The organism is Peribacillus simplex, assembly GCF_900156045.1.
Taxonomy (GTDB): Bacteria; Bacillota; Bacilli; order Bacillales; family DSM-1321; genus Peribacillus; species Peribacillus simplex_D.
Genome location: NZ_FTMX01000005.1, coordinates 62,838 through 85,237 on the forward strand (window position 1 = coordinate 62,838; position 22,400 = coordinate 85,237).

General features: G+C 39.7%; 16 protein-coding genes and 1 riboswitch. Of the genes, 12 read left to right on the forward strand and 4 right to left on the reverse strand.

All coding sequences use genetic code 11. The features are described 5' to 3' along the window. The first annotated feature begins 276 nt into the window (after positions 1-276). Positions 277-555, forward strand: a complete 279-nt coding sequence (locus tag BW986_RS17365) for a hypothetical protein (protein ID WP_142244673.1) — start codon at positions 277-279, stop codon at positions 553-555. Between the two features lie 491 nt (positions 556-1,046). On the opposite strand, the gene BW986_RS17370 is transcribed toward BW986_RS17365, so the two are convergent. The 3 genes from BW986_RS17370 to BW986_RS17380 all read right to left on the reverse strand — a co-directional run bounded on the left by BW986_RS17370 (position 1,047) and on the right by BW986_RS17380 (position 5,148). Continuing rightward, positions 1,047-2,483 (reverse strand): amino acid permease, encoded by a 1,437-nt coding sequence (locus BW986_RS17370; RefSeq protein ID WP_076369129.1) that lies wholly within the window; start codon positions 2,481-2,483, stop codon positions 1,047-1,049. Positions 2,484-2,848: 365 nt separating this feature from the next. Then, positions 2,849-3,799 carry an arginase gene (rocF, locus tag BW986_RS17375; RefSeq protein WP_076369130.1) on the reverse strand — a complete coding sequence of 317 codons (951 nt, stop codon included), beginning with the start codon at positions 3,797-3,799 and terminating at the stop codon, positions 2,849-2,851. A gap of 617 nt (positions 3,800-4,416) precedes the next feature. Continuing rightward, a complete protein-coding gene (locus tag BW986_RS17380) occupies positions 4,417-5,148 on the reverse strand; it encodes a hypothetical protein (RefSeq protein WP_260320887.1) in 732 nt (243 codons plus the stop codon). Between the two features lie 191 nt (positions 5,149-5,339). On the opposite strand from BW986_RS17380, the gene BW986_RS17385 reads away from it, so the two are divergent. The 7 genes from BW986_RS17385 (at position 5,340) to BW986_RS17415 (ending at position 13,308) form a co-directional block, all read left to right on the forward strand. Then, positions 5,340-6,221 (forward strand): hypothetical protein, encoded by an 882-nt coding sequence (locus BW986_RS17385; protein WP_076369131.1) that lies wholly within the window; start codon positions 5,340-5,342, stop codon positions 6,219-6,221. Between the two features lie 325 nt (positions 6,222-6,546). Then, on the forward strand, positions 6,547-8,166 hold the full coding sequence (locus BW986_RS17390; protein ID WP_076369132.1) for an amidohydrolase: 1,620 nt from the start codon (positions 6,547-6,549) through the stop codon (positions 8,164-8,166). 104 nt (positions 8,167-8,270) lie between these two features. Continuing rightward, positions 8,271-9,503: a Zn-dependent hydrolase gene (locus BW986_RS17395; protein ID WP_076369133.1), complete on the forward strand. Its 1,233-nt coding sequence runs from the start codon at positions 8,271-8,273 to the stop codon at positions 9,501-9,503. 133 nt (positions 9,504-9,636) lie between these two features. Further along, positions 9,637-9,837 carry a DUF3311 domain-containing protein gene (locus BW986_RS17400; RefSeq protein WP_076369134.1) on the forward strand — a complete coding sequence of 67 codons (201 nt, stop codon included), beginning with the start codon at positions 9,637-9,639 and terminating at the stop codon, positions 9,835-9,837. Next, positions 9,834-11,318 carry a sodium:solute symporter family protein gene (locus BW986_RS17405; RefSeq protein ID WP_076369135.1) on the forward strand — a complete coding sequence of 495 codons (1,485 nt, stop codon included), beginning with the start codon at positions 9,834-9,836 and terminating at the stop codon, positions 11,316-11,318. Before BW986_RS17400 ends, BW986_RS17405 begins: the two co-directional genes overlap by 4 nt. Positions 11,319-11,369: 51 nt before the next feature. After that, complete coding sequence (locus BW986_RS17410) at positions 11,370-12,236, forward strand: carbon-nitrogen hydrolase family protein (RefSeq protein ID WP_076369136.1); 867 nt, start codon at positions 11,370-11,372, stop codon at positions 12,234-12,236. A gap of 67 nt (positions 12,237-12,303) precedes the next feature. Further along, positions 12,304-13,308, forward strand: coding sequence for a C40 family peptidase (locus BW986_RS17415; protein WP_076369137.1), 1,005 nt, complete (start codon positions 12,304-12,306; stop codon positions 13,306-13,308). Positions 13,309-14,100: 792 nt separating this feature from the next. Here the strand turns inward: BW986_RS17415 and BW986_RS17425 are convergent. Beyond that, positions 14,101-14,475, reverse strand: coding sequence for a Na-translocating system protein MpsC family protein (locus BW986_RS17425; protein ID WP_179086106.1), 375 nt, complete (start codon positions 14,473-14,475; stop codon positions 14,101-14,103). 241 nt (positions 14,476-14,716) lie between these two features. Next, positions 14,717-14,858: riboswitch (cyclic di-AMP (ydaO/yuaA leader) on the forward strand. Positions 14,859-15,578: 720 nt separating this feature from the next. On the opposite strand from BW986_RS17425, the gene kdpA reads away from it, so the two are divergent. Genes kdpA through BW986_RS17450 form a run of 4 tightly spaced genes read left to right on the forward strand, consistent with a single transcriptional unit; the run spans position 15,579 to position 22,270 of the window. After that, positions 15,579-17,252: a potassium-transporting ATPase subunit KdpA gene (gene kdpA / locus BW986_RS17435; RefSeq protein ID WP_076369141.1), complete on the forward strand. Its 1,674-nt coding sequence runs from the start codon at positions 15,579-15,581 to the stop codon at positions 17,250-17,252. A gap of 21 nt (positions 17,253-17,273) precedes the next feature. Continuing rightward, the gene (gene kdpB / locus BW986_RS17440; protein ID WP_076369142.1) at positions 17,274-19,313 is read left to right on the forward strand and encodes a potassium-transporting ATPase subunit KdpB; all 2,040 of its coding nucleotides are present in this window, start codon (positions 17,274-17,276) and stop codon (positions 19,311-19,313) included. A 25-nt stretch (positions 19,314-19,338) separates the two neighbouring features. Beyond that, positions 19,339-19,896: a potassium-transporting ATPase subunit KdpC gene (kdpC, locus tag BW986_RS17445; protein ID WP_076369143.1), complete on the forward strand. Its 558-nt coding sequence runs from the start codon at positions 19,339-19,341 to the stop codon at positions 19,894-19,896. A gap of 58 nt (positions 19,897-19,954) precedes the next feature. Continuing rightward, positions 19,955-22,270 carry a universal stress protein gene (locus BW986_RS17450; RefSeq protein WP_076369144.1) on the forward strand — a complete coding sequence of 772 codons (2,316 nt, stop codon included), beginning with the start codon at positions 19,955-19,957 and terminating at the stop codon, positions 22,268-22,270. Positions 22,271-22,400 lie beyond the last annotated feature (130 nt).

The window sequence follows — 22,400 nt, forward strand, 5'->3', positions numbered from 1 at the left end:
ACCAAATGCGGTTATGCCTATGGCAATCCTTATTAATCGCTGTTGAAAGATAAAAAATTAAATCAGGGTAAGGGTGGGAAATTGAATGAAATAGAATGGTTACATTCATTTCTAATGGGAAAATCATTAGCCATGCCATCTTCATCAAAAGGATTCATACGGTGATATTCGTTGGTCGAACGTGTCAGATGAGTCATGAACATAAGAATGGGACTTGAATTTCGCTTTGAAATTCATGCTTTATTTTGCTATCCTTTAGCAGAGGGGATGATCAATATGAAATTCACATCTATTAGTCAATTAAATATAGATGAATTGTGCATTGCGTTTGAAAGTTGTCTGGCGAAACATGACATTACATTTAAATATGTAGATATGAAGGAAGATAGCGGAATCATATCGTTTATTTTTTGTAATGACCCGGAAAACGCGAGATCGGTCGACATGGAAAGTGAACGCTTCATTGGATTGGATACCGATTACATAGCCAAGGAAATTTTAGAGCCAATCCTGCCTAGATTAAAGGAATTTGCACAATATAATATCATCGATTAAGATGATTTTTTTTGTTTTCATACTTGTTTTTATTGCCGAGATGGAGCTGGAAATTTAACTTCCTATTATATGCGTATTATTATGGACAGGGTATAGTTAGGGGGACTAAAAAAGCTGGAAAGCGGTTTACCATTGGGTACCTATATTAAATAAAGGCTCTTTTCGTAAAGATTGTTGTTTTTAAAACGAAACGATTTAAGGTTGATTGAAGCGCAAGTGCGAGACTCCTGCGGGAGCAGCGGGACAGGTGAGACCCCACAGGCGTTTACGCCGAGGGAGGCTCACCGCCAGCCCCGCGGAAAGCGAGCATCTGGAGGGGAAATCAACCACACCGCTTTACTTGGTAAATAGCAACAAAGTATGCGAAAACAGCCTAATAAAAGAAATACCCTGGGTGTGTAAACATCCAGGGTATTTCTTCTTTGAACAGCAATCTTGATGGATTGTAAAGATCGCTGTTCACCATTTACTATACTACGAAGCTTTCTAAATTAAATGACCATTTTTTTACCGGCATTTAATTCAACTTCCTGCTTGGGAGTTTCTATGGTCTTGTTTTTCTTCACTCTTAAGTGATAAACCGCATAACATCCAAGGAAGAATGCTCCCCCGCAATAAAGGGCCATTCGCTGCTCAGGAACAAACGCTAAACTGATCATGACGATGCAGTTTGTTAGTAAGGCAAGAATGGGGATGAATGGGTATAGCGGAACTTTGAATTTCAGATTTTCTATCTTTCCACCTTGGCGGGTATAGGATTTTCTAAACGCAAGAAGACTAGCAGATATGGCAATCCAGCCAATTTGTGCACCTAATCCTGCAAGGGAGAGAAGAAAGACAAATATTGTGTCTGCAGCTACTACACTTGAAAGTAAAGACAAACCGGCAATTGCAAGGGTGATAAGCAAGGCATTAAGCGGAATCCCTCTCTTATTCACCAAACCGAGCTTCGGACTTGCCATACCTTCTCTTGAGAGCGAGTAGAGCATACGTGTCGCAGCATAAAGACCTGAGTTCGCCACTGACAATAGTGCTGTGAGAATGATGAAGTTCATGATGTCAGCTGCATACGGAACTCCGATACTATCTAGTACAACAACGAATGGACTTTCTGAGATGCTGGCTTTTTCCCTTGGGATCATCGCTGAAAGTACAGTGACCGAAAGAACAAAGAAGAAAAGGGTTCTCCAAACCGTTTGTTTGATGGATTTTGGTATGACCTTTTCCGGGTTTTCACTTTCTCCAGCGGCAATTCCGATTAATTCTGTGCCCTGGAAGGAAAAGTTCACTGTAATCATTGTGATTAGCAGGGCCGATATCCCATTGGGGAAAAGACCCTCAGCGACAAAGTTGGAGAAAAATGGAGCTTCTTGTCCACCTTTCATATCAATCATTCCAAACATAGCAGCACCGCCAACGATGATGAAAAGAATGATGGCCAATACTTTTATGCTGGAAAAAACAAACTCCGATTCTCCAAATGCCTTTGCTGATAAGGCGTTTAGTGAAAATATGAGAAAAGCGAAGATTGCACACCACATCCAAACGGGTGATTCGGGAAACCATCTTTGCATAAGCTGTCCTGCCGCCAAAAACTCTAAAGCAACTGTTACGGCCCAACCTAACCAGTAAAGCCATCCGATGGCAAAACCGGTTCCAGGACCGATGAACTTAGTCGCATATGTCTGAAACGAACCGGAAACAGGCATGGCAACGGATAGTTCACCTAGACAAAGCATCGTTAAATACATGATGAAGCCGCCGACTATGTAAGAGAGGATAGCACCGAAGGCTCCTGCTTCATGAATGGTATAGCCTGAACCAATGAAAAAGCCCGTACCAATACATCCCCCTATTGAAATCATAAATAAATGTCTTGCTTTCATGCTCCGTTTTAATTCATTTGGTTGATTTTCTGCTGTTTTCATTGAAAAACTCCTTTACCTGATGGGTGCAAACGGTTTCATTTATGTTGGGACGTTATTAGGGAATTTTTGTTTTCACAAGTCTAATAGCTTTAATTCTTAGATGATATCGAATTCCCTCCGAAAAGAGATTACTTCTGCATTAAAGAATCATGAGTCAATGAACATAGGTACCTATGCAGAATTAATTTCGAAAGCGCCGTTTAATAAAGAAAAGGAAGCCAAGCGTCAGGAAACTAGGGATGTAAATGGTTCAAGTCGATCATCCGCCAATGGGGGAAGAAGCACATAAATGAAGTATGGGCTTTTTCCATTGGAGTATCACTTTAACGAACTCTCTATTTTTCTATCAAAAACAAAGAGTCCCATTATTTAACATGAGCCAATAAATCAGGAGTGATATGATCTTCCGCTCCATAAAGTAATTTTTCCCCAAGCAATGAGCCCATTAATGCGACAGCAACTTCAGCCGTTTTGTTATGCTCGTCCAATATTGGGTTTATCTCAACAAACTCTGCTGATGTAATGATATTAGCTTCAGCTAGCATTTCCATGGCTAGATGGCTTTCACGGTAGCTAATGCCTCCCATTACAGGCGTTCCGACCCCTGGTGCATCATCTGGATCAAGACCATCAAGATCAAGTGATAAATGAACAAGATCAGTACGCTCCTTCAGATAGGCAATCGATTCTTCCATCACTTTTGTCATACCCATTCTATCAATCTCATGCATCGTATAGACTTTAATTCCTTTTTCCCTGATTAACTCTTTCTCACCTTGGTCTAAAGAACGGGCACCAATAATGACGATATTTTCTGGTTTGACCTTTGGAGAGTATCCGCCAATGTTAGTCAGTGCAGGGTGGCCAAGACCCAAACTTACTGCTAGGGACATACCATGTATGTTTCCTGATGGGGAAGTTTCGGCAGTGTTTAAATCTCCATGTGCATCATACCATATTACACCTAAGTTTTCAGTATGCTTCGCTAAACCGGCTAATGTCCCGATTGCTATACTGTGATCTCCTCCTAATACTAAAGGAAACCGATTGGATTGGATGATTTCATCCACTTTTTGGCTCAATTTTTCATTACCTTCTGCTACGTCCTGCAGATTCTTTAAATTTGTGTCGATATCACTTTGTGCTCTTTCCTGTATTTCTACTTTAATATCACCTTCATCACGGACAGTATAGCCAATGTTTTCTAGTCTTTCACTCAATCCTGCATATCTTATGGCACTCGGCCCCATATCCACTCCTCTTCTAGTTTGACCAAGATCCATTGGAACACCAATAATTGAAATTTCCTTCTTCATGTGTAATTCCTCCTTCGATTTTTCTACCCTAGTATAAGGGTAAAAGGATAGATGACTCAACTCGACATTTTTTTGAATATTTATACGATTGAAAAAAGGGTAAAAGTCCTGGGTTAATATTCCTATTTTAAATTTTGTGAAAATGCCGAAATTTTTACCGATAGGGTATATTGTATGATTGAAAAATACGTTAAATACAATAAAATCCCCACTCTTATTGAATTTGAAACTTCAATAGGGAGTGGGGGATTCTTTCGTTTAACGTTTATCGTTAACGGTATAAAAGAGCTGGTGGATATATTTTACTAGGTAAATTTGTTCATAAAATAAGGCTGTAACTCAGGTGGAAGGATTAATAATTTTCATAATGAATAATAAGAAAGACTAAAAAAAGATGATTTTACACTTCATTTCACTTTGTTAGCATAATATATTTTTCCGAAATATATATATTATCTGAAATATAATGTACTTTTTACAAAAAGTAAGGATGAAAACAGTGGGAAAAAGGCTTGGAGTCTAAGGAATGAAAGTATTCAGTATTTATCGAACCGCTGGTCTAGCAAAAATTGATAAAAATTTTTGCTGTGTATTTTATTTTAAAAAATCTCAAACCTTTAAAAAGATTTCCTCCATTCATCATCTTCAAGTGGCACACCATTGGTACTAATGTATTCTACAATCATAGTTCCATGTTTAAGGACGCCATCTTTAATTAGGGCATTGATAATTTCGGTAAAGCGGTCTTCATCTGCGTCCTGTTTCTTACGTGAAAGGGTAATCCGAATGGTTGGGGACACATCGTAATCTTTATAGCTGGCTGGTTTATTCGGATCAATCTTCAATTCTTTCCCAATCGCCTCATCAAAGACCAAGAGTAATTGATTACGATCGCCTAATTTTTCCTGAATCTCCTTCCACTCATCACTCTCTGCAATATCTCCCATTTCCTTGGAAATCAATACGTCACCAAGTTCTTTTTCAACATAAGGCCTGATTTCTTTTTCTGCATCATCTTGCCATTTATCAGATATGAATGTATCCTCCATTTCCCCTGTTTCATCATTAAAGAAAACTAGAAATTGAGTATCATATTTTTCATGTTTCACTTTAGCTGCGTATTCAAAATAGCCCCGGTTTCCCATATTATCGTATAGGACATCATATATTTCGGTCCCGCCATCAAAAGTTTTCCCTAAATATCGTTCTGCTTGATCCCGGACCTTCTTTTCTTCAGCGGGATCTGCTTTCATACTCTGTGTGAATGAAAACACAAGTATCATCACTCCGGCGACGATGATTGAAAAAATACTAAGTAAAATAAGTAAAATCTTTTTTGTTTTGCTCAAGGAAAACCCTCCTGTACTCTCAGCTACTTATCAATAATTACCATATTATTCTAACATTATTATCGCTCATTTTACTATGGAAATTAAGCCGATCTTTTCACGGTGCGAAATCTAAATTGCCCGCCCTCCAAAATATCGGGATACTTTGTTACAATAAATAAATGGTTAGTACCCTAAAGGGAGAGATTGACTTGGAAATCTATCAAAGAAAAATGAATCATAATCGGGATGAATACAGGAAGATGCGGTGGCAACAGCATCGTATCCAGGTTACAGGGCTATTCGATGCCGTTTTTTCAAAAAAAGCGTTCGCAGATAAGGTGGCTATCGTTGGTGCAGGCAATTGCGATGATTTGGATTTGGAGTATCTGGCGACTAAATGCAACTCCATATACTTATTTGATATTGATATGGAGAGTATGGAAAAGGGTACGGCTAATTTGCCTGAACGGACCCGGAAGAAAATTCAACTTGTAGAAATCGATGTAACAGGCCTCGATAAAGTGGATTTTGATCACCACCTATCTTCCATGCTGGATCGTGGTGAAACGGCAAAAGGAATCATTCAATATTTAAAGGAAACCGAGAATCGGTTAGGCCAGCTTTCTGAAAGTGTTTTTGCTAATTATAATGATTTTGATATCGTGGCAACCTCCGCCATCTATACCCAACTATTTTATAATTGGGCCAAGGAACTGCTTTCTGATTATGAACACCAATATCAGAAAAAAGACGCAGAAGAGATTAAGAATGGAATTTTAGATTTAAGGGATGAAATCGTACGTAAAATGAATCACTCTATTTCTAAATGTACCAAGCAAAATGGATTCTGCATTACATGGACTGATATCTTAAAAATCGAACCTGAGTATATGGATACAATTAATGAAGGGTTGAATGCCATCTTTGCATTGGCCTCGAACGTGGGTTATGGGGCAGCATTGATTGGAGTCAAAACATTTATTGAAAAAGTGGATAAAAGCGAATTAAGCCTTCGCTACTGGACTTGGGATTTTAATGCAAACAAACAGTATTTGACCATTGGCATTATCGGAAGATTGAATGGATTGTAAAAATATGAAATGTGGGATGGGGAAGCATAGCAGCAGCTATACCTATCCCTTTTTTTATCGGTTATAGACCCCTTAGGAATATTATAAATACTATTGCGTGATAAAAGGGAACTGGATCAACAAATCATAGGAAATAAGACATAATTATATAAAAGGTATAAAAAAACGATGAAATTTTTGACTATTTGTCTAATGAATTCCCAATCTGGTGTGGATATAATGAATTTGTTGAAAACAGAATATTCCGATAAGTGAAGACTGGAGAAAGCAAAGGAAGAGGACGTAGTAATGAGGGTGAAACAATATGGAAGGGGTGTGTTGTTTGATGAAAGCTGATATCGTATTCATAAATGGCGAGGTCATAACAGTAAATCAAAAAAATGAAGTCGCAGAAGCCCTGGCAATTAAAGATAATCGTATCTCGGCAGTCGGTACGAATCATGAAATGAAGGTATTTATCGGAGAAGGAACAAATGTGATTGATTTGCAGGGGAAGTCATTACTTCCCGGGTTTATAGATTCTCATATTCATCTTATATTGTACGGTGTCAATCAATTGGCAGTAAGTTGTAAAGCTGAACATATCAAATCTGTAGAAGATTTATTGATCGATCTGAAGAAGAAAGCTTCGACGATCCCTAAAGGTGAGTGGATCCGCGCCTGGGGCTTCAATGAAACCGCCGTGAAAGAAAAACGTTATCCTACAATAGCGGAGTTGGATGCTATTTCAAAAGACCATCCCATCATGGTAACCCGTACATGCGGCCATATAAGTGTGGTGAATAGCAGGGCGTTAGCGATTGCAAGAATTGATGAGAGCTCAGAGAATCCGACTGGAGGGATCATTGAAAAAGATAGCGCGGGAAGGATTACAGGCAAACTCATTGAAACTGCAAATATGATAATGACCGATAGAGCAAGTTATTCAGAAAGTGAACTGTTGAAAGCAGTTAAAATAGCGTCGGAGCATTTCATCGCAGCAGGCATAACAAGCATTCATGAAGCTGGTGCTCATGGTCCTGAAAGTTTCCGTTTAATGCAGCAGGCCATAAAAAATAAGGATATTCGTGTCCGTATTTATGCGATGGTCGGTTCATTGAATAATTCTCATGAATTTGTAAATAAAATGGTGGATTCAGGAGTCATAACCGGAACTGGGGACGAAAGATTCAAAATCGGACCAGCTAAATTGTTTACGGATGGCAGCAGTACCGGTCCGACAATCGCTACCCGTGAGCCTTATTCGAGTGATCCTGGCAATTTTGGCATTCTTTATTATAAGGAAGAGGAGATCTATCAAGTATTAGGACAGGCGCATAAAAAAGGCTATCAGATCACAGTCCATGCCCAAGGCGACAAAGCGATAGAGATGTATTTGAATTGCGTGGAAAAGGCTTTGAATGAATCGCCCAGAAAAGATCATAGACATAGAATCGAGCATGCTGGAATATCTTCTCCAGATTTACAAATGAGGATGAAAGAACTTGGAGTCATCCCAATCCCCAACCCCCCATTTCCTTATGAATTCGGCGATATATATATTGAACACTACGGCAATAGGGTCAACCACATGTACGCCGCCCGTGATTATATTGATAATGGCATCTTGGCAGCAGGAGGTTCCGATGCTCCCGTAACTGATCACGACCCTTTATTAGGTATACACGTTGCTGTTAATAGAACAAGCAGGTCTGGTACGAAAATAGGTCCGGTTCAATCTATTAGCGTATTGGAAGCCATAAAACTATACACATGGAATGGCGCGTTCGCGAGTTTCGATGAAGATGTCAAAGGCAGCCTGGAGGCAGGCAAGCTGGCCGATCTAGTAGTATTGAATGATAGTATATTGAAAGTGGATTCCCAAAATATCAAGGATTTGAAAGTTGAATCAACGATTTTGAATGGGGAGATTCTTTATCATAGGGGAACATTAGTAGAAATATAAATCTAGCGTATCCATTCTAAAACAACAAATACCTTCACTTTCATTTTTGGCTTAAGCGAACGCATGTAGAATTTAGCAGGTTATCTAAAAGGGGGATATTCGCTATGAAAAAGCAAAAATTATTAATTAATGGTGAGAGGCTGAGTCGTACGCTCGAGAAATTTGCTGATTTTGGAAGGACAGAAAACAATGGAGTCACACGGCTTTCCCTTTCCGAAGAAGACCGATTGGTCCGTGATTACTTTTGCGCTTGCTGTAAAGAATTGGGTATGACCATTAAGGTTGATGATATGGGGAATATTTACGCTACATTAGCGGGACTTGAAAACAAACCCCCTATTGTGATGGGATCACATATGGATACCGTAAAAAAGGGAGGGCGGTTTGATGGTATCTTGGGAGTAGCTGCAGGCTTGGAAGTCGTGCGGACTCTGGTGGAAAATAATATCCAACCGAAAATTCCGGTAATGATCGTCAATTTTACGAACGAAGAAGGAGCCAGATTCGAACCTTCCATGATGTCTTCGGGAGTTCTTTCAGGTAAATTCGAAAAATCCATCATGCTGCAAAAGACGGATAGTGACGGAACGACTTTCGAAAGTGCTTTGAATGCCATTGGATATGCAGGGGATATAGAGAATCGTTTAAAAGAAGCGACTGCATTTCTAGAATTGCATATTGAACAAGGTCCGATTCTTGAACGTGAATCACTAACGATCGGTGTCGTTGAATGTGTCCTGGGCATGGTGTGCTATGAGATAGAAGTTACTGGAGAATCGGATCATGCCGGTACCACCCCGATGAATATGAGAAAAGATGCTTTTTTCACTGCGAATACCTTGATTATGGAGGCTCGTCAGAAGCTAGGCATGCTTGAAGACGATTTGGTTTTTACGATGGGAAGGGTAAATGTGTTTCCCAATATCCATACGGTTATACCTAATAAAGTGATATTTTCGCTAGAAGCGAGACATAAGGATTCAAATGTCATCGAAAAGGTGGAGGAAATCATTAAAAGCCTTACAACTGCAGGTTCAGAAGGCGGATGCGACATCCAAGTGAAAAAATTATGGGACAGGGATACCGTTTGGTTCGACAAGTCCATTTGTAATTTGCTAGAGCAATCGAGCAATACATTAGGTCTACCCTATAAGAGAATGGTAAGCGGTGCAGGACATGATGCGCAGTTTATAGCCAGTTATATACCGACTGCCATGGTTTTCGTACCAAGCATCAACGGTAAAAGTCATTGTGAAGAGGAACTTACTACTTGGGAAGATTGTGAAAAAGGAGTCAATGTTATATTGGAAACGGTCCTTGCCATCCAGTCTCCTTAAGACGCATATACAATTCGTTGTAAGCAGTTAATGACAGTTAGCCACGGATGCTATTAAACCATCAGTTCAGTTTGAACCCAGGCTTGACTGATGGTGATCCATTTTCGGAAACCTAATTAGGGGAGGCTATAATTTGAATGCTATTAAGCTATTGCTTTTTATTCCATTTATAGGGTTCTTAGGTTTATTGTCCTATGCAAATAAAATAGAACCGTACATATTGGGGATGCCTTTTTTGTTATTTTGGGTCGCATTTTGGATGGTCATGGCATCGATCATCTTAATGATTGTGTATAAGTTCGATCCTGATAATAAAGGGAGTGATTCTGAATGAATATATCATTACTCATCATTTCCATCTTCTTGGTTCTGGCACTTTATTTAGGGATAAAAGCAAGAAATGGGAAGGATATGGACATGGAGCAATTTGCCGTAGGGGGCAGGGGCTTCGGAACATTCTTCATTTTTCTCTTGATAGCAGGTGAAATTTATACAACTTTTACATTCCTGGGCGGAAGTGGGTGGGCTTACTCAAAAGGTGCTGCTGCTTATTATGTTCCAGCCTATATTTTCTTAGCCTACGTCCTATCATATTGGCTCGTCCCTAAAATATGGAGATATTCAAAACGCCATTCCATCATCTCTCAGCCAGAGTATTTTGCATCTAAATATAAAAGCAGGTCAATGGGGATGATCGTGGCAGTATTGGGAAGCTTAGCCCTAGTGCCGTACATAGTCATACAGCTCAAAGGATTAGGTATCATAGTTTCCGAAGCATCTTATGGAGCAATTTCTCCAGTTGCTGCAAGTGTGATCGGTGCTGTTGTCGTAACTACCTATGTAATGATTTCAGGCATTCATGGATCAGCATGGACAGCCATACTGAAAGATTTCATGATATTGGTAGTCGTTATCTTTTTAGGCATTTACATTCCAGTTCATTACTTCGGAGGCATACAGCCTATGTTCGAGACCGTGCAAGCTGCTAAACCGGAAATGTTGGTTTTGGCAGATCAGGGATTGAGTCAGTCATGGTTTGTGTCCACCGTTTTGCTGAATGCACTAGGTTTTTATTTGCTGCCACAAACATTCATGGTCGTTTTATCGTCCAATGGGGAAAGGACCCTTCGCAAAAATGCGATTGCGTTACCCTTATACACATTGTTACTGCTATTCGTTTTTTTCATCGGATTTACAGCCATCATGGAAATCCCGGGTTTGCAAGGAGCTGATGGGGATCTCTCACTTTTAAGGCTGGCGATTCAAACATTCGATCCATGGGTGATAGGGGTTATCGGAGCTGCAGGTTTATTGACGGCCCTAGTACCGGCTTCAGTCATGCTAATGGCTGCATCGGTAGGTCTGACAAATAGCTTTTACAAAGTTCTGGTCCCTGCTGCTACTGAAACACATCAGTTGATTGTCTCCAGGATCATCATCATCGGTATCTCAATCATTGCTTTAATTGTAACGGTAACAGGCGGCGAGGCTTTGGCCATCTTGAATATCATGTCATACAGTTTGATTACACAACTGGCACCATCCTTGTTTTGCAGTTTACCAAAAACCAATATAATCAATAAGTATGGTGCAATGGCAGGGATATTGGCAGGCGTCCTGATTGTTTTATATGCGACAATTGCAGATGTGAAGGTTGCTACATTCCTGCCGGATACCCCACATGTAATTAATGATATCAGTACAGGCGTCATAGCTTTGTTGTTTAATATTCTAGTAACATTCATTGTAAGTGCACTGACTAAACATATCTCTATGCAACAGACCGAAATGAATGATCTGGACAAGATATCCTAATTTCTTTTAACCAGGCTAATGGAATAAGAAGCATGATTTGGGAGGGGTTTTGTGAAAATTAAAATAACGGCTTGTCAATTTCGAGTGGAAAAAGTGTCAAACTTCAATGAATTTCAGGAACAAGTAGAAGACTTGATCACCCAAGTTCCTGAAAACTCCGATTATATCATTTTTCCTGAACTATTAACCATCGGATTATCAGCGGCCTTTGGAGAACAAGATGCTTCGTCCGTAATCAGGATTGATGAATATACCAATCAATACAAAGATTTTTTCAGCTCACTTTCCAAAAAAAGAAAGCAGGTCATCATTGCGGGCACCCATCTGGAACGCCGCGAAAATGAATACTTCAATATTGCATACATTTTTGATAAAGACGGAACGGTCTATGAGCATAAAAAAACTCATATCTTTCCTGCTGAAGCGAATTGGCATACCTCTGAAGGTGATGATTTGGAAGTTTACTCCGTAGGTCCGGTTAAGATAGGAATAGCGGTATGTTATGAAGCCGAGATACCTGAAATTTCAAGGATATTATCAGTGAATGGGGCCGACATCATTTTTTGCCCATCATACACATTTACAGAGGCTGGTTTTTGGCGGGTTCGCCATTGCGCACATGCGCGTGCAATCGAGAATCAGGTATATTTTGTTCATTGCCCAACTGTTGGTGAACCTGGGTCACCCCTTCCGAACGGATACGGCCGTGCCAGTATACTTAGTCCCTGTGACAGCGCTTGGCCAGCAAATGGAATAGTAGCAGAGGCGGTAATGAATGAACATACAATCATTACCGGTACGGTCGATATGGATGAGCTTTATGAGAATCGAAAAAGTGGTGCAGCGACCACTTTCAAAGATCGTAATCGCCGAAAAGATATGTATGCGAAATATGAGCCTTATGAAGGGCAGAAATAATTTTTTGGAAAAGGCACTATTAATACAATAGTGTCTTTTACTCAATAAAAACTATTTCGAAAGGGTGATGATTTTGAAAAGGTTAACCGTTGTAGTACTATCTTTATTTGCTTTTGGCATTTTTACATTCAGTCCCAATGAAGCTAGTTCAAGAGAGAAGGAGAGAATTGCCTATGTAGATGTAGCCGTGGCAACCCTTTGGACGGGTCCGGGATTATTAAGGGAAATCGATGCTCCTTCTGCATCGAATCCCGTTGATTTGAATGCCTGGATCGGCTCGATGAATTATGAAGACAAGCTGTGGCTTGTGGGTAACTTGGAAACACAAGCTTTATATGGTTCAAAAGTGACGATTTTAGAAGAACGGGGTGAATGGGTGAAAGTAGCCGTGGCCAATCAACCGACGCCCAGAAATGATATAGGTTATCCAGGATGGATGCCAAAAGCACAATTAAAAGATGGAAATTCTTTTGAGAAGCAATTTAAACGAGGATTTGCCCTTGTAAATGCCCCGAAGGCTTGGCTTTATTCGGATTCTAAAATTCGTTCCAAATTCATGGAGGTCAGCTTCGATACCCGCCTACCGCTATTGCAGGCTAAAAAGGATAAAGTGAAGGTGATGACACCGAGTGGAGCAAAGTGGATAGAAACGCAGGATGTTTCCGTCTATCAAAATGAAAAGCAAATACCAGCTCCAACCGGTAAGGACATCGTTGAATCAGGAAAAGGGTTTTTAGGACTTCCTTACCTCTGGGCTGGAATGTCCGGTTTTGGATTTGACTGTTCTGGATTTACCTATACAATGTACCATGCTAATGGAATAACGATCCCAAGGGACTCTTCCATTCAGGCGCAACATGGAGAAAAGGTGGAGCAAGAAAACCTTCAACCAGGTGATTTACTATTTTTTGCCTATGATAAAGGGAAGGGAAGGGTGCATCATGTCGGAATGTATATAGGTGACGGCAAAATGATCCATTCGCCTAACAGCTCTACACATGTAAGGATAGATGAAATAAAAACATCGGGATACGGAGAGGAATATGCCGGAGCAAGAAGATATATCGATTGAATATTAAAAACCCGAGAGCACGGTGCTCTCAGGTTTTTTTTATATGTAAACAAGATTTCAAATCTCTCCAACGGATGACAAAACTTAGGACTGACCAAACCCCTTATCTTCCTGCATACATTGAATAACCATTTCTTCATGTCTCCTCATACAAGCTATTTCCTCAAAAGTTATATTTTGATAGATTTTTTATTGTTGTTAAGTTTATAGTTCATTCTATTTTTGTGTGTGTGACGAATTCATATGGGTTTTCAAGAAGATGAATGGAATCAAGTTTCAGGAAAATCATCATCCGCCATTCAAAGCGAACATCGTGTATCTCATATTGAAGATAGGAATAGGATATAAGAACCTGGAGATCCGAATACTTTTATAGTGTATTAAGCTGGGACAACCAATCTGTTTTTTCATGATTGGGGATTTTCTCATTTTATTTAAAGGCTGTTTTCGCTTACTTTGTTGCTATTTACCAAGTAAAGCGGTGTGGTTGATTTCCCCTCCAGATGCTCGCTTTCCGCGGGGCGGGCGGTGAGCCTCCTCGGCGTAAACGCCTGTGGGGTCTCACCTGTCCCGCTGCTCCCGCAGGAGTCTCGCACTTGCGCTCCAATCAACCTTAAATCGTTTCGTTTTAAAAACAACAATCTTTACGAAAAGAGCCTATTTAAAAGAACAATAAACATCAGTGAAGGGGCATTAATCTTTGTCGTCCCACTGATGTTTTCTTCATATAAAGTTCTTTTGAAATAATTTACTGTAATATTTGTTTGGAAGAATCGTAACTTTATAGCCTTTCTACTTGATCGTTTCAAAAAGACGTTCTAAATCCTTATCCATAATGAAAACTTCAATTCTTTCACCTGTTTTGGTGCTTATATCACTGTGAGAAGAAAGAACCTTACATCCTGTATGATCTTCAACAATTTTTTCGTAATCCTTCGTGTACATTTCACGAAGCAGCGAACGCATTTTCTTTACAAGCTTTTTGCCAGAATTGTGACTTACAAGGTGCTTTTCCTCAACAGTTAGAACACCCTTGAAACGCGTTATCAACATATCATTGATAATATACGTTTTAGTTTCTTGAGGTCCTCTTCCAATCAATTCGCGCTGGAACTTAATGAATGCTTCACTTATTTCAGCTTCTAGCCTTTTTTTTGTATTTATCATAATGCCTCCAATTATCTGACCAATTTATGGGGTTTATAATAATGCCATTTTTGAGTTCTTGTCAATAACAGTTTGTAAAACTTTAGAAAAATGTGAAATAGTTAGTATTTTAAAGAAAGAAAGTACTTTTGTATTTTAAATGGTTAAATACGGCCTATAATGAACGAATATGGAGTTTTTTAAAGATTTATATGAGTTTACAAACCTTCGGTGAGGAGCGTACAATAACCTCAGAAATACAATTTGATATCGGCCAAATCTCAAGTGATTGAGAACGGAGGACCCACTATTTTTGGGGTTAATTCTGCATTTGCAGAAGGGATGAGATACTCTTTCGCCATCCTACCCGTCAGCTAACTTCGTCGGCTAAAGCGAAGGAGGTCATAAGACCACCTTGATTCAGGAGGCTTTTTTGTTATGCTATAGCAAAATGGCAATCTGACATTTCCGTAGGTCTTTTTATTATGCCTATAATTGAAAAGGTTTCTTGGAAGACGGATCGTGGAGTAAGCGCTATCGCTTGCTGGGCGTTAAGTAGACCAATGATTACTTTTTCTCCATCTATATGTTTGCTTCTGCATATCTTTTCTTTTTCTGATGCGTCAAAGTTAGTGACGCTGTAAGGAAAGGGATTTATTTGAGCAGGGCATGTGTAATGGGGGAAAGTAAGCATTGGTCTATTTTTTTATGCCTTAACTGACGTTTTCCCCTGCCTGGGAAAAGTCAAAGTGGTTAAAAAACGAAAGAGATTGTCCAATTTCATTCAAAGAAATGGGATGTAAACGATTGAAACCATGGTTTTAGGTTTTTAGCAACCGGTCTTCTAGATTAAGTTACTTACCTTTTAAGGAGGTGGATCGGAACAAAAGTTTTTAAGAGCTGTGTGGGAGGAGTAATAAAAATGGATGTGTTAGCAATTTTACTAATGGTTAAACCGTTTATTCTCTTTTTAGGGTTTCTTCATTTTTGTAATAAAGTCATAGCAAATGAGGGTGAGTAGCGAGATGTTTTTAATGGTCATCGTCGGAGCGGTTTCGCTGTATTTAATACATGCCTTAATATATCCGGAAAAATACTAATGGTTACTATCGGAGGAATTGCAAATGGATTTTTTACAAATCGTTGTGGTACTGGCAATTGCGGTAATATTAGCCGTGCCGTTGGCTAAGTATTTAACGAGTGTTTATTCTCTTGAAATAACGAAACAAGATCGCATTTTTGGAAGGATGGAACGGTATATCTTTAAACTGTCCGGAATTAAGACGCATGATATGAAATGGCAGCAGTACGCCAAGGCCTTGTTATTGAGCAATTTAGTGATGTTCTTTATCTCTTATATGATCCTTCGTTTCCAAGGGGAGTTACCGGGCAATCCCAGTGATGTAGACGGCATGGAGTCATTGCTGGCATTCAATACCGCTGCAAGTTTTCTTACGAATACCAATTTACAGCATTATAGCGGGGAATCGGGCCTGTCATATTTATCTCAAATGGCAGTGATCATATTCTTGATGTTCACGACACCCGCTACAGGCCTTTCTTTGTGTATGGCTTTCTTTAGAGGGTTAACTGGTCAGAGGAGTCTAGGAAACTTCTATGTGGATTTAATCCGTACGATTACCCGATTGCTGCTTCCCTTATCTATTTTGATTGGTTTAATCCTTGTGTCCCAAGGGGTTCCGCAAACATTCAGCACTACTGCAGTTGCTACAACATTAGAAGGAGCGACCCAATATATAGCAAGGGGGCCTGTAGCGGCACTGGAATCGATTAAGCATATAGGTACAAACGGAGGAGGGTTCTTTGGGGGTAACTCAGCCCATCCATTTGAAAATCCTAATGGTTTTACTAATGTGTTGGAAATCTTATCCATGCTCCTTATACCTTCTGCCCTTCCGTTGACGTTTGGATATATGGCGAAAAATAAGAAGCAAGGCTGGATCCTATTTTCAGCGATGGGACTCATGCTACTTCTCTTCATGGGCATGACTTATTTCAATGAAAAAAATGGTAATCCAGCTTTAGAGCAAGTAGGCCTTTCACAAGAGAGTGGGAGTATGGAAGGGAAGGAGGTTCGTTTTGGGGTGGCTCAGAGTGCATTATTCACGAGCATCACTACAGCTGCCACTACAGGGTCGGTAAATAATATGCATGATACCCTAACGCCTCTGGGAAGTATAGCTCCACTAGCAATGATGATGTTGAATTGTGTATTTGGCGGAGAAGGTGTAGGGACAATCAATATTCTCATGTATTCAATAATGGCTGTATTTCTTGCTGGACTTATGGTGGGACGTACACCTGAGTTTTTGGGTAAGAAGATTGAAGGGCAGGAGATGAAATTAATAGCTTTAGCAATTCTTCTCCACCCATTGATCATATTAGTTCCCTCTGCCATCGCTTTAGCGACACAAATGGGATCAGCAGCTATTTCAAATCCTGGTTTTCACGGTATTTCTCAAGTAGTTTATGAGTTTACCTCTTCTGCTGCCAATAATGGTTCCGGTTTTGAAGGCTTAGGCGACAATACACCTTTTTGGAATATTTCCACCGGTTTAGTCATGTTGTTCGGCCGTTACTTTTCGATGTTCGCAATGATTGCTGTCGCAGGATCATTATTGGTAAAGAAACGTGTTCCTGAGACAATTGGAACATTCAAAACGGATAATAGTACCTTCCTTGTTATTCTTTTAGCTACGGTTTTAATTATAGGAGCTTTGACTTTCTTTCCCATAATAGCACTTGGACCAATCGCTGAATGGCTTACGATTAGATAAATGTTGAAAGGAGCATTCCAAATGAGTACAGAGCGAATAGCAAATATAAATAAGGACATTGCTTATGAGGCAGGTAAAGATGCACTCAAAAAATTGAATCCAAAAGTAATGGCTCGCAATCCAGTCATGTTTGTTGTTGAAGTGGGGTTTGTCATTACCTTAATTCTGTCTATATTCCCTGAAATTTTTGATGGAATAGCTGACAGGGGGTATAACGTTGCAGTAACCATCATTTTATTTGTAACGATCATTTTCGCTAATTTTGCGGAAGCACTTGCAGAGGGACGCGGAAAGGCACAAGCCAATAGCCTCAAAAAGACAAAGCAGGATACTAAAGCAAGGTTGATCCAGAAAGATGGTTCCGTAAAAGTAGTTGATGCCTTGCAATTACGTAAAGGCGATATGGTTTTAGTGAAGGCAAACGATTTAATACCGACGGATGGAGAAATCATTGAAGGAGTGGCCGCTATAGATGAATCGGCGATTACGGGTGAATCAGCTCCCGTAATAAAAGAACCTGGTGGGGATTTCAGTTCTGTAACAGGAGGTACAAAAGTCATTAGTGATTTTATCAAAGTTAAAGTCAGTGCAGACCCTGGTGAATCCTTCCTTGATCGGATGATTAATTTGGTCGAAGGAGCTAAAAGGCAAAAAACACCGAATGAAATTGCACTAGGTACACTCCTGGTTAGCTTAACCATCATCTTTTTACTTGTATGTACCACGCTAGTTCCGATTGCGTCATATATTCATGTTACCCTTCCGATCGCTACCCTGGTAGCTTTGCTGGTTTGCCTGATCCCCACAACAATCGGGGGATTACTCTCAGCCATAGGAATAGCAGGTATGGATAGGGTAACCCAATTCAATGTAATTGCGAAGTCTGGAAAATCGGTGGAAGCCGCAGGTGATATCAATACGATCATCCTTGATAAAACAGGAACCATAACACATGGCAACAGAATGGCCTCTGCCTTAATACCAGCTAGCGGTATAAGTCAGGAAGAGCTTTACCAATATGCTGTATACGCATCTTTACATGATGAAACCCCTGAGGGCCGGTCTGTTTTGGAATTCGCCAAAAAAAATGGATTACCTGAAAAATTGCTGAATAAAAACGGTACGGAAGGAATCGAATTTACCGCAGAAACCAGAATGAGCGGAACGGACTTTCCTGATGGGAAAAGGGTCAGAAAGGGTGCAGTTGATACGATAATGAAATATATCTTGCATCAGGGAGGGAATGTGCCTATCGGTTTAAAAGACACTTGTGATGAAGTGGCAAAGAAAGGCGGTACCCCATTGGTTGTCACAGAGGGAAGCCGTATACTTGGCACTATATATTTGAAAGATACAGTGAAACCAGGCATGAAGGAACGTTTTGAAGAATTAAGGAAAATGGGTATTAAAACCATAATGTGCACCGGGGATAATCCCTTAACAGCAGAAACAATCGCGAAAGAAGCAGGGGTCGATGATTTTATCGCCGAGGCTAAGCCAGAAGATAAAATCTCAGTCATCAAGCGGGAACAAGCGGATGGCAAGCTTGTTGCTATGACTGGAGATGGCACAAACGATGCCCCTGCATTGGCACAGGCAGATGTAGGGTTGGCGATGAATACAGGAACAAACGCGGCGAAGGAAGCCGCTAATATGGTGGATTTAGATTCAGATCCCACAAAAATCATTGAAGTGGTATCCATTGGGAAACAGTTGCTCATGACCCGGGGGGCATTGACAACCTTTAGCATCGCTAATGATGTAGCTAAATATTTTGCTATAATCCCAGCCATGTTCATGTTGGCGATACCTCAAATGAAAGCCCTGAACATTATGGGTTTAGCAACACCACAAAGCGCCATATTATCAGCTTTAATATTTAACGCCATTATCATTCCATTGCTAATACCCTTGGCAATAAAAGGGGTTAAATATGTTCCTATGAGCGCTACAAGATTGTTGAAAAGGAATTTGTCCCTTTATGGAGTAGGGGGAGTGTTAGTTCCCTTCATTGGAATTAAGGTAATTGATTTAATTCTTGTCGTATTAAGAGTGGTTTAAAAATATAAATTAAGGGTGGAAATCCATGTTAAAAAACTTACGTTTGGTTTTTGTGCTTCTTATCATATGTGGAGTGGCCTATCCGGTGTTGATGACAGGCCTAGCACAGTTGACGATGCCCGCAAATGCAGAGGGCAGTTTAATTAAGAGTGAATCGGGTGAAATTATAGGTTCCGAAATGATCGGCCAATCCTTTAAAGATCCTCGGTACTTTCAAGGTCGTGTTTCATCTATTGAATATGATGCAGCTAATTCAGGTACGTTAAACTATTCTCCTTCAAATGAGGAGCTCATTGATCGGACAAAAAAGGATATTTCAATATTTTTAAAAGAAAACCCTACTGTCGATAAAGCAGACATACCATCTGATTTAATGACAAATTCGGGGTCAGGGCTTGATCCCAATATTTCTCCTGATGGCGCCAAGGTACAGGTTCCCCGTATTGCTCATGAAAGGGAATTGTCTGAAAAAAAGGTATATCTTCTTGTGGAAAAATATACGAGCAGTAAATCATTTGGACTTTTTGGTGAACCTCGAATTAATGTTTTGGAGTTAAATATGGCATTGGACAAATTAAAATAAATTTGTTGTAGAGAGAGAGAGTTTCTGATTGCAATAGAACTTATAAGGAGGTGGTAATATTTCGGAACAATTCCGTAGGAAAACATCAGATGAAATTCTAGAGTCGATTTCTAATATCAAAAGGGGAAGGTTGAAAATCATACTTGGAGCTGTAAGCGGTTCGGGGAAGACCTACCATTTGCTTCTTGAAGGAAATGAATTGAAAAAACGAGGGATTGACGTTGTTGTCGGAATAGTCAGCAAGCCCTGTAGTCCTAAGACACATAAACAATTAGGCAAGCTTGAACTTATACCTGCTATAGAATGGGAACAAAACGGACACACAGGGCAAGATCTTGATTTGGAGGGTATTTACAAGCGGAATCCTGAGGTGGTTTTAGTTGATCGATTAGCACATAAAAATCATCGGAATGCAAAAAATCCAACCAGATTGGACGACGTTAAAGAATTAATTAAAAATGAAATCAGTGTTATAACGACCATAAATATTTATGAGTTGAAAGGGGTGAAAAAAGTTGCTGAACAATTACTTAAACTTCCATTTCACGTACAAGTTACAGTGCCCGAAGATACTCTGACAAATGCTGATGAAGTACGTCTTTTGGATGTTACCCCTGAAGCCATTTTAAAACGTCTGCAAAAAGGGGAAATCGAGAAAAAAGACGAAGGGTTGTTACAGTTTTACAATAATGGTAATCTAGCCACTCTTAGGGAATTGTCACTTCGGTATTTAGCTGAAGAAGTTGAAGAGAATCTGACTGAACAAAGGGAACTAGAAGGTTTATTGGGTCCGTCAGGTGCAACGGAGCGAATCTTGGTCTGTGTGCAATATCATTTGAATGGCTCCATATTAATTAGGCGAGGAGATCAAATTGCCAAGCGTTTGGGCGGTGAGTTCATAATAGCTACCTTTATCTCAAAAACAAGAAAACTCTCAAAAGAGGAAGAAATATTTAAAAGATCCATGCAAAAACTAATCACTAAATTAAAGGGAAAGTTTATTGAGATAATAATGAAGGAAGACGAAATAGCAGATGAAATTGTCGGATTTTCCATGCAGTATCGAATAACACGAATTATCCTTGGCCAATCCAAAAAGTCAGCGTTGGAGGAGATGATCAACGGTTCCATAGTCAATAACATATTGAGAAAATCGAAGGACATTGATGTATTTATTGTAGCAGACAGGGTTAAAGCATTTGGTGAGAGAATCATCCCCGCAATAAAGACGGAAAAAAGGAGTGGAGATCCCTTTCACAGACTCACACCTGAGGAATTGCACGAAAAAGTCGAAGGGGTGAATAGAGGGACATTTAAGATTTATATTGGGGCTGCTCCTGGTGTTGGAAAAACATTTACCATGCTAAGGGAGGCAAATCACTTAAAAGAAAATGGACTTGATGTGGTGATTGGATTACTTGAGACACATGGGCGAAAAGATACTGCCTCCCAAGTGGGGAATTTAGAAATCGTGCCTAGAAAGCTAATTCCATATAAAAACGTATTATTGGAGGAAATGGATCTTGATGCCGTTATGATACGAAATCCTGAGGTGGTCCTGATAGATGAATTAGCACATACGAATGTACCAGGAATAAAAAATCGAAAAAGATATCAAGATGTAATGACCATTTTGGACTCCGGAATTTCGGTAATTTCCACAATGAATATTCAACATATAGAAAGTTTGAAAGATAGTGTAAAGCAAATAACAGGTGTTTCTGTTAGAGAGACAGTACCTGACAGCATTCTACAACTAGCGGATGAACTTGAGTTGATCGATATCTCCCCAAAGGCGCTCCGGCAAAGGATGTTAGAGGGGGATATATACGCTTTGGATAAAGTGGAACAGTCACTTAGCCATTTCTTCAAGACACAAAACCTTATAGCTTTGAGAGAACTTGCACTCCGTGAATTGGCAGATGAAGTGGATGACAGATTAGAGTCATTGAAACGTAAGGAAGGAGTAAGGGGACCATGGAGAGAAGATGAAGTGATTTTTGTCAGCGTCAATCTAAGAGCGGATTCTGAGCGTCTAATTAGAAGAGGGTTCCGCATAGCTTATCGTCTTAAAGCAAATTGGTATGTTATTTTCGTAAAACATCAAAAAGAGCTGCGGACTGATGAAGAGATGATACTTAATAAACTCGTAAGCCTTACACATCGATTGGGAGGCCACTTTGTATTGCATACAACCAGGAATAAACGTTCAGTGGTCAATGAAATTAAGAAACAACTACATGACAAAAAAGCTACACAAATTATTTTAGGGCAATCAGCAAGAACGAGATGGCAAGAAATTAAGGGAGGGTCAATTGTTGTTCGTCTTTTAAGGGAAGCTAGACACCTTGATGTTTTGATTGTAGCTGATTAATTCTTATATCAAGAAGTATATTTTTATAAATGGTGACAGAGAATTTCTAGAGTTCATTTTACCTGCAGTTACGAGGAAAAATATGGTATAGTTAATTACAGATTTTTCTTTATATTATAAATGTGAGGGG

Bases quoted from the DNA above. Each gene is read 5' to 3' on its own strand.
- BW986_RS17405 (WP_076369135.1), top strand. From the start codon at position 9,834: ATGAATATATCATTACTCATCATTTCCATCTTCTTGGTTCTGGCACTT.
- rocF (WP_076369130.1), bottom strand. From the start codon at position 3,799: ATGAAGAAGGAAATTTCAATTATTGGTGTTCCAATGGATCTTGGTCAA.
- BW986_RS17415 (WP_076369137.1), top strand. From the start codon at position 12,304: ATGATTTTGAAAAGGTTAACCGTTGTAGTACTATCTTTATTTGCTTTT.
- BW986_RS17365 (WP_142244673.1), top strand. From the start codon at position 277: ATGAAATTCACATCTATTAGTCAATTAAATATAGATGAATTGTGCATT.
- BW986_RS17395 (WP_076369133.1), top strand. From the start codon at position 8,271: ATGAAAAAGCAAAAATTATTAATTAATGGTGAGAGGCTGAGTCGTACG.
- BW986_RS17425 (WP_179086106.1), bottom strand. From the start codon at position 14,475: ATGATAAATACAAAAAAAAGGCTAGAAGCTGAAATAAGTGAAGCATTC.
- kdpB (WP_076369142.1), top strand. From the start codon at position 17,274: ATGAGTACAGAGCGAATAGCAAATATAAATAAGGACATTGCTTATGAG.
- kdpC (WP_076369143.1), top strand. From the start codon at position 19,339: ATGTTAAAAAACTTACGTTTGGTTTTTGTGCTTCTTATCATATGTGGA.
- BW986_RS17390 (WP_076369132.1), top strand. From the start codon at position 6,547: ATGAAAGCTGATATCGTATTCATAAATGGCGAGGTCATAACAGTAAAT.
- BW986_RS17370 (WP_076369129.1), bottom strand. From the start codon at position 2,483: ATGAAAACAGCAGAAAATCAACCAAATGAATTAAAACGGAGCATGAAA.
- kdpA (WP_076369141.1), top strand. From the start codon at position 15,579: ATGGATTTTTTACAAATCGTTGTGGTACTGGCAATTGCGGTAATATTA.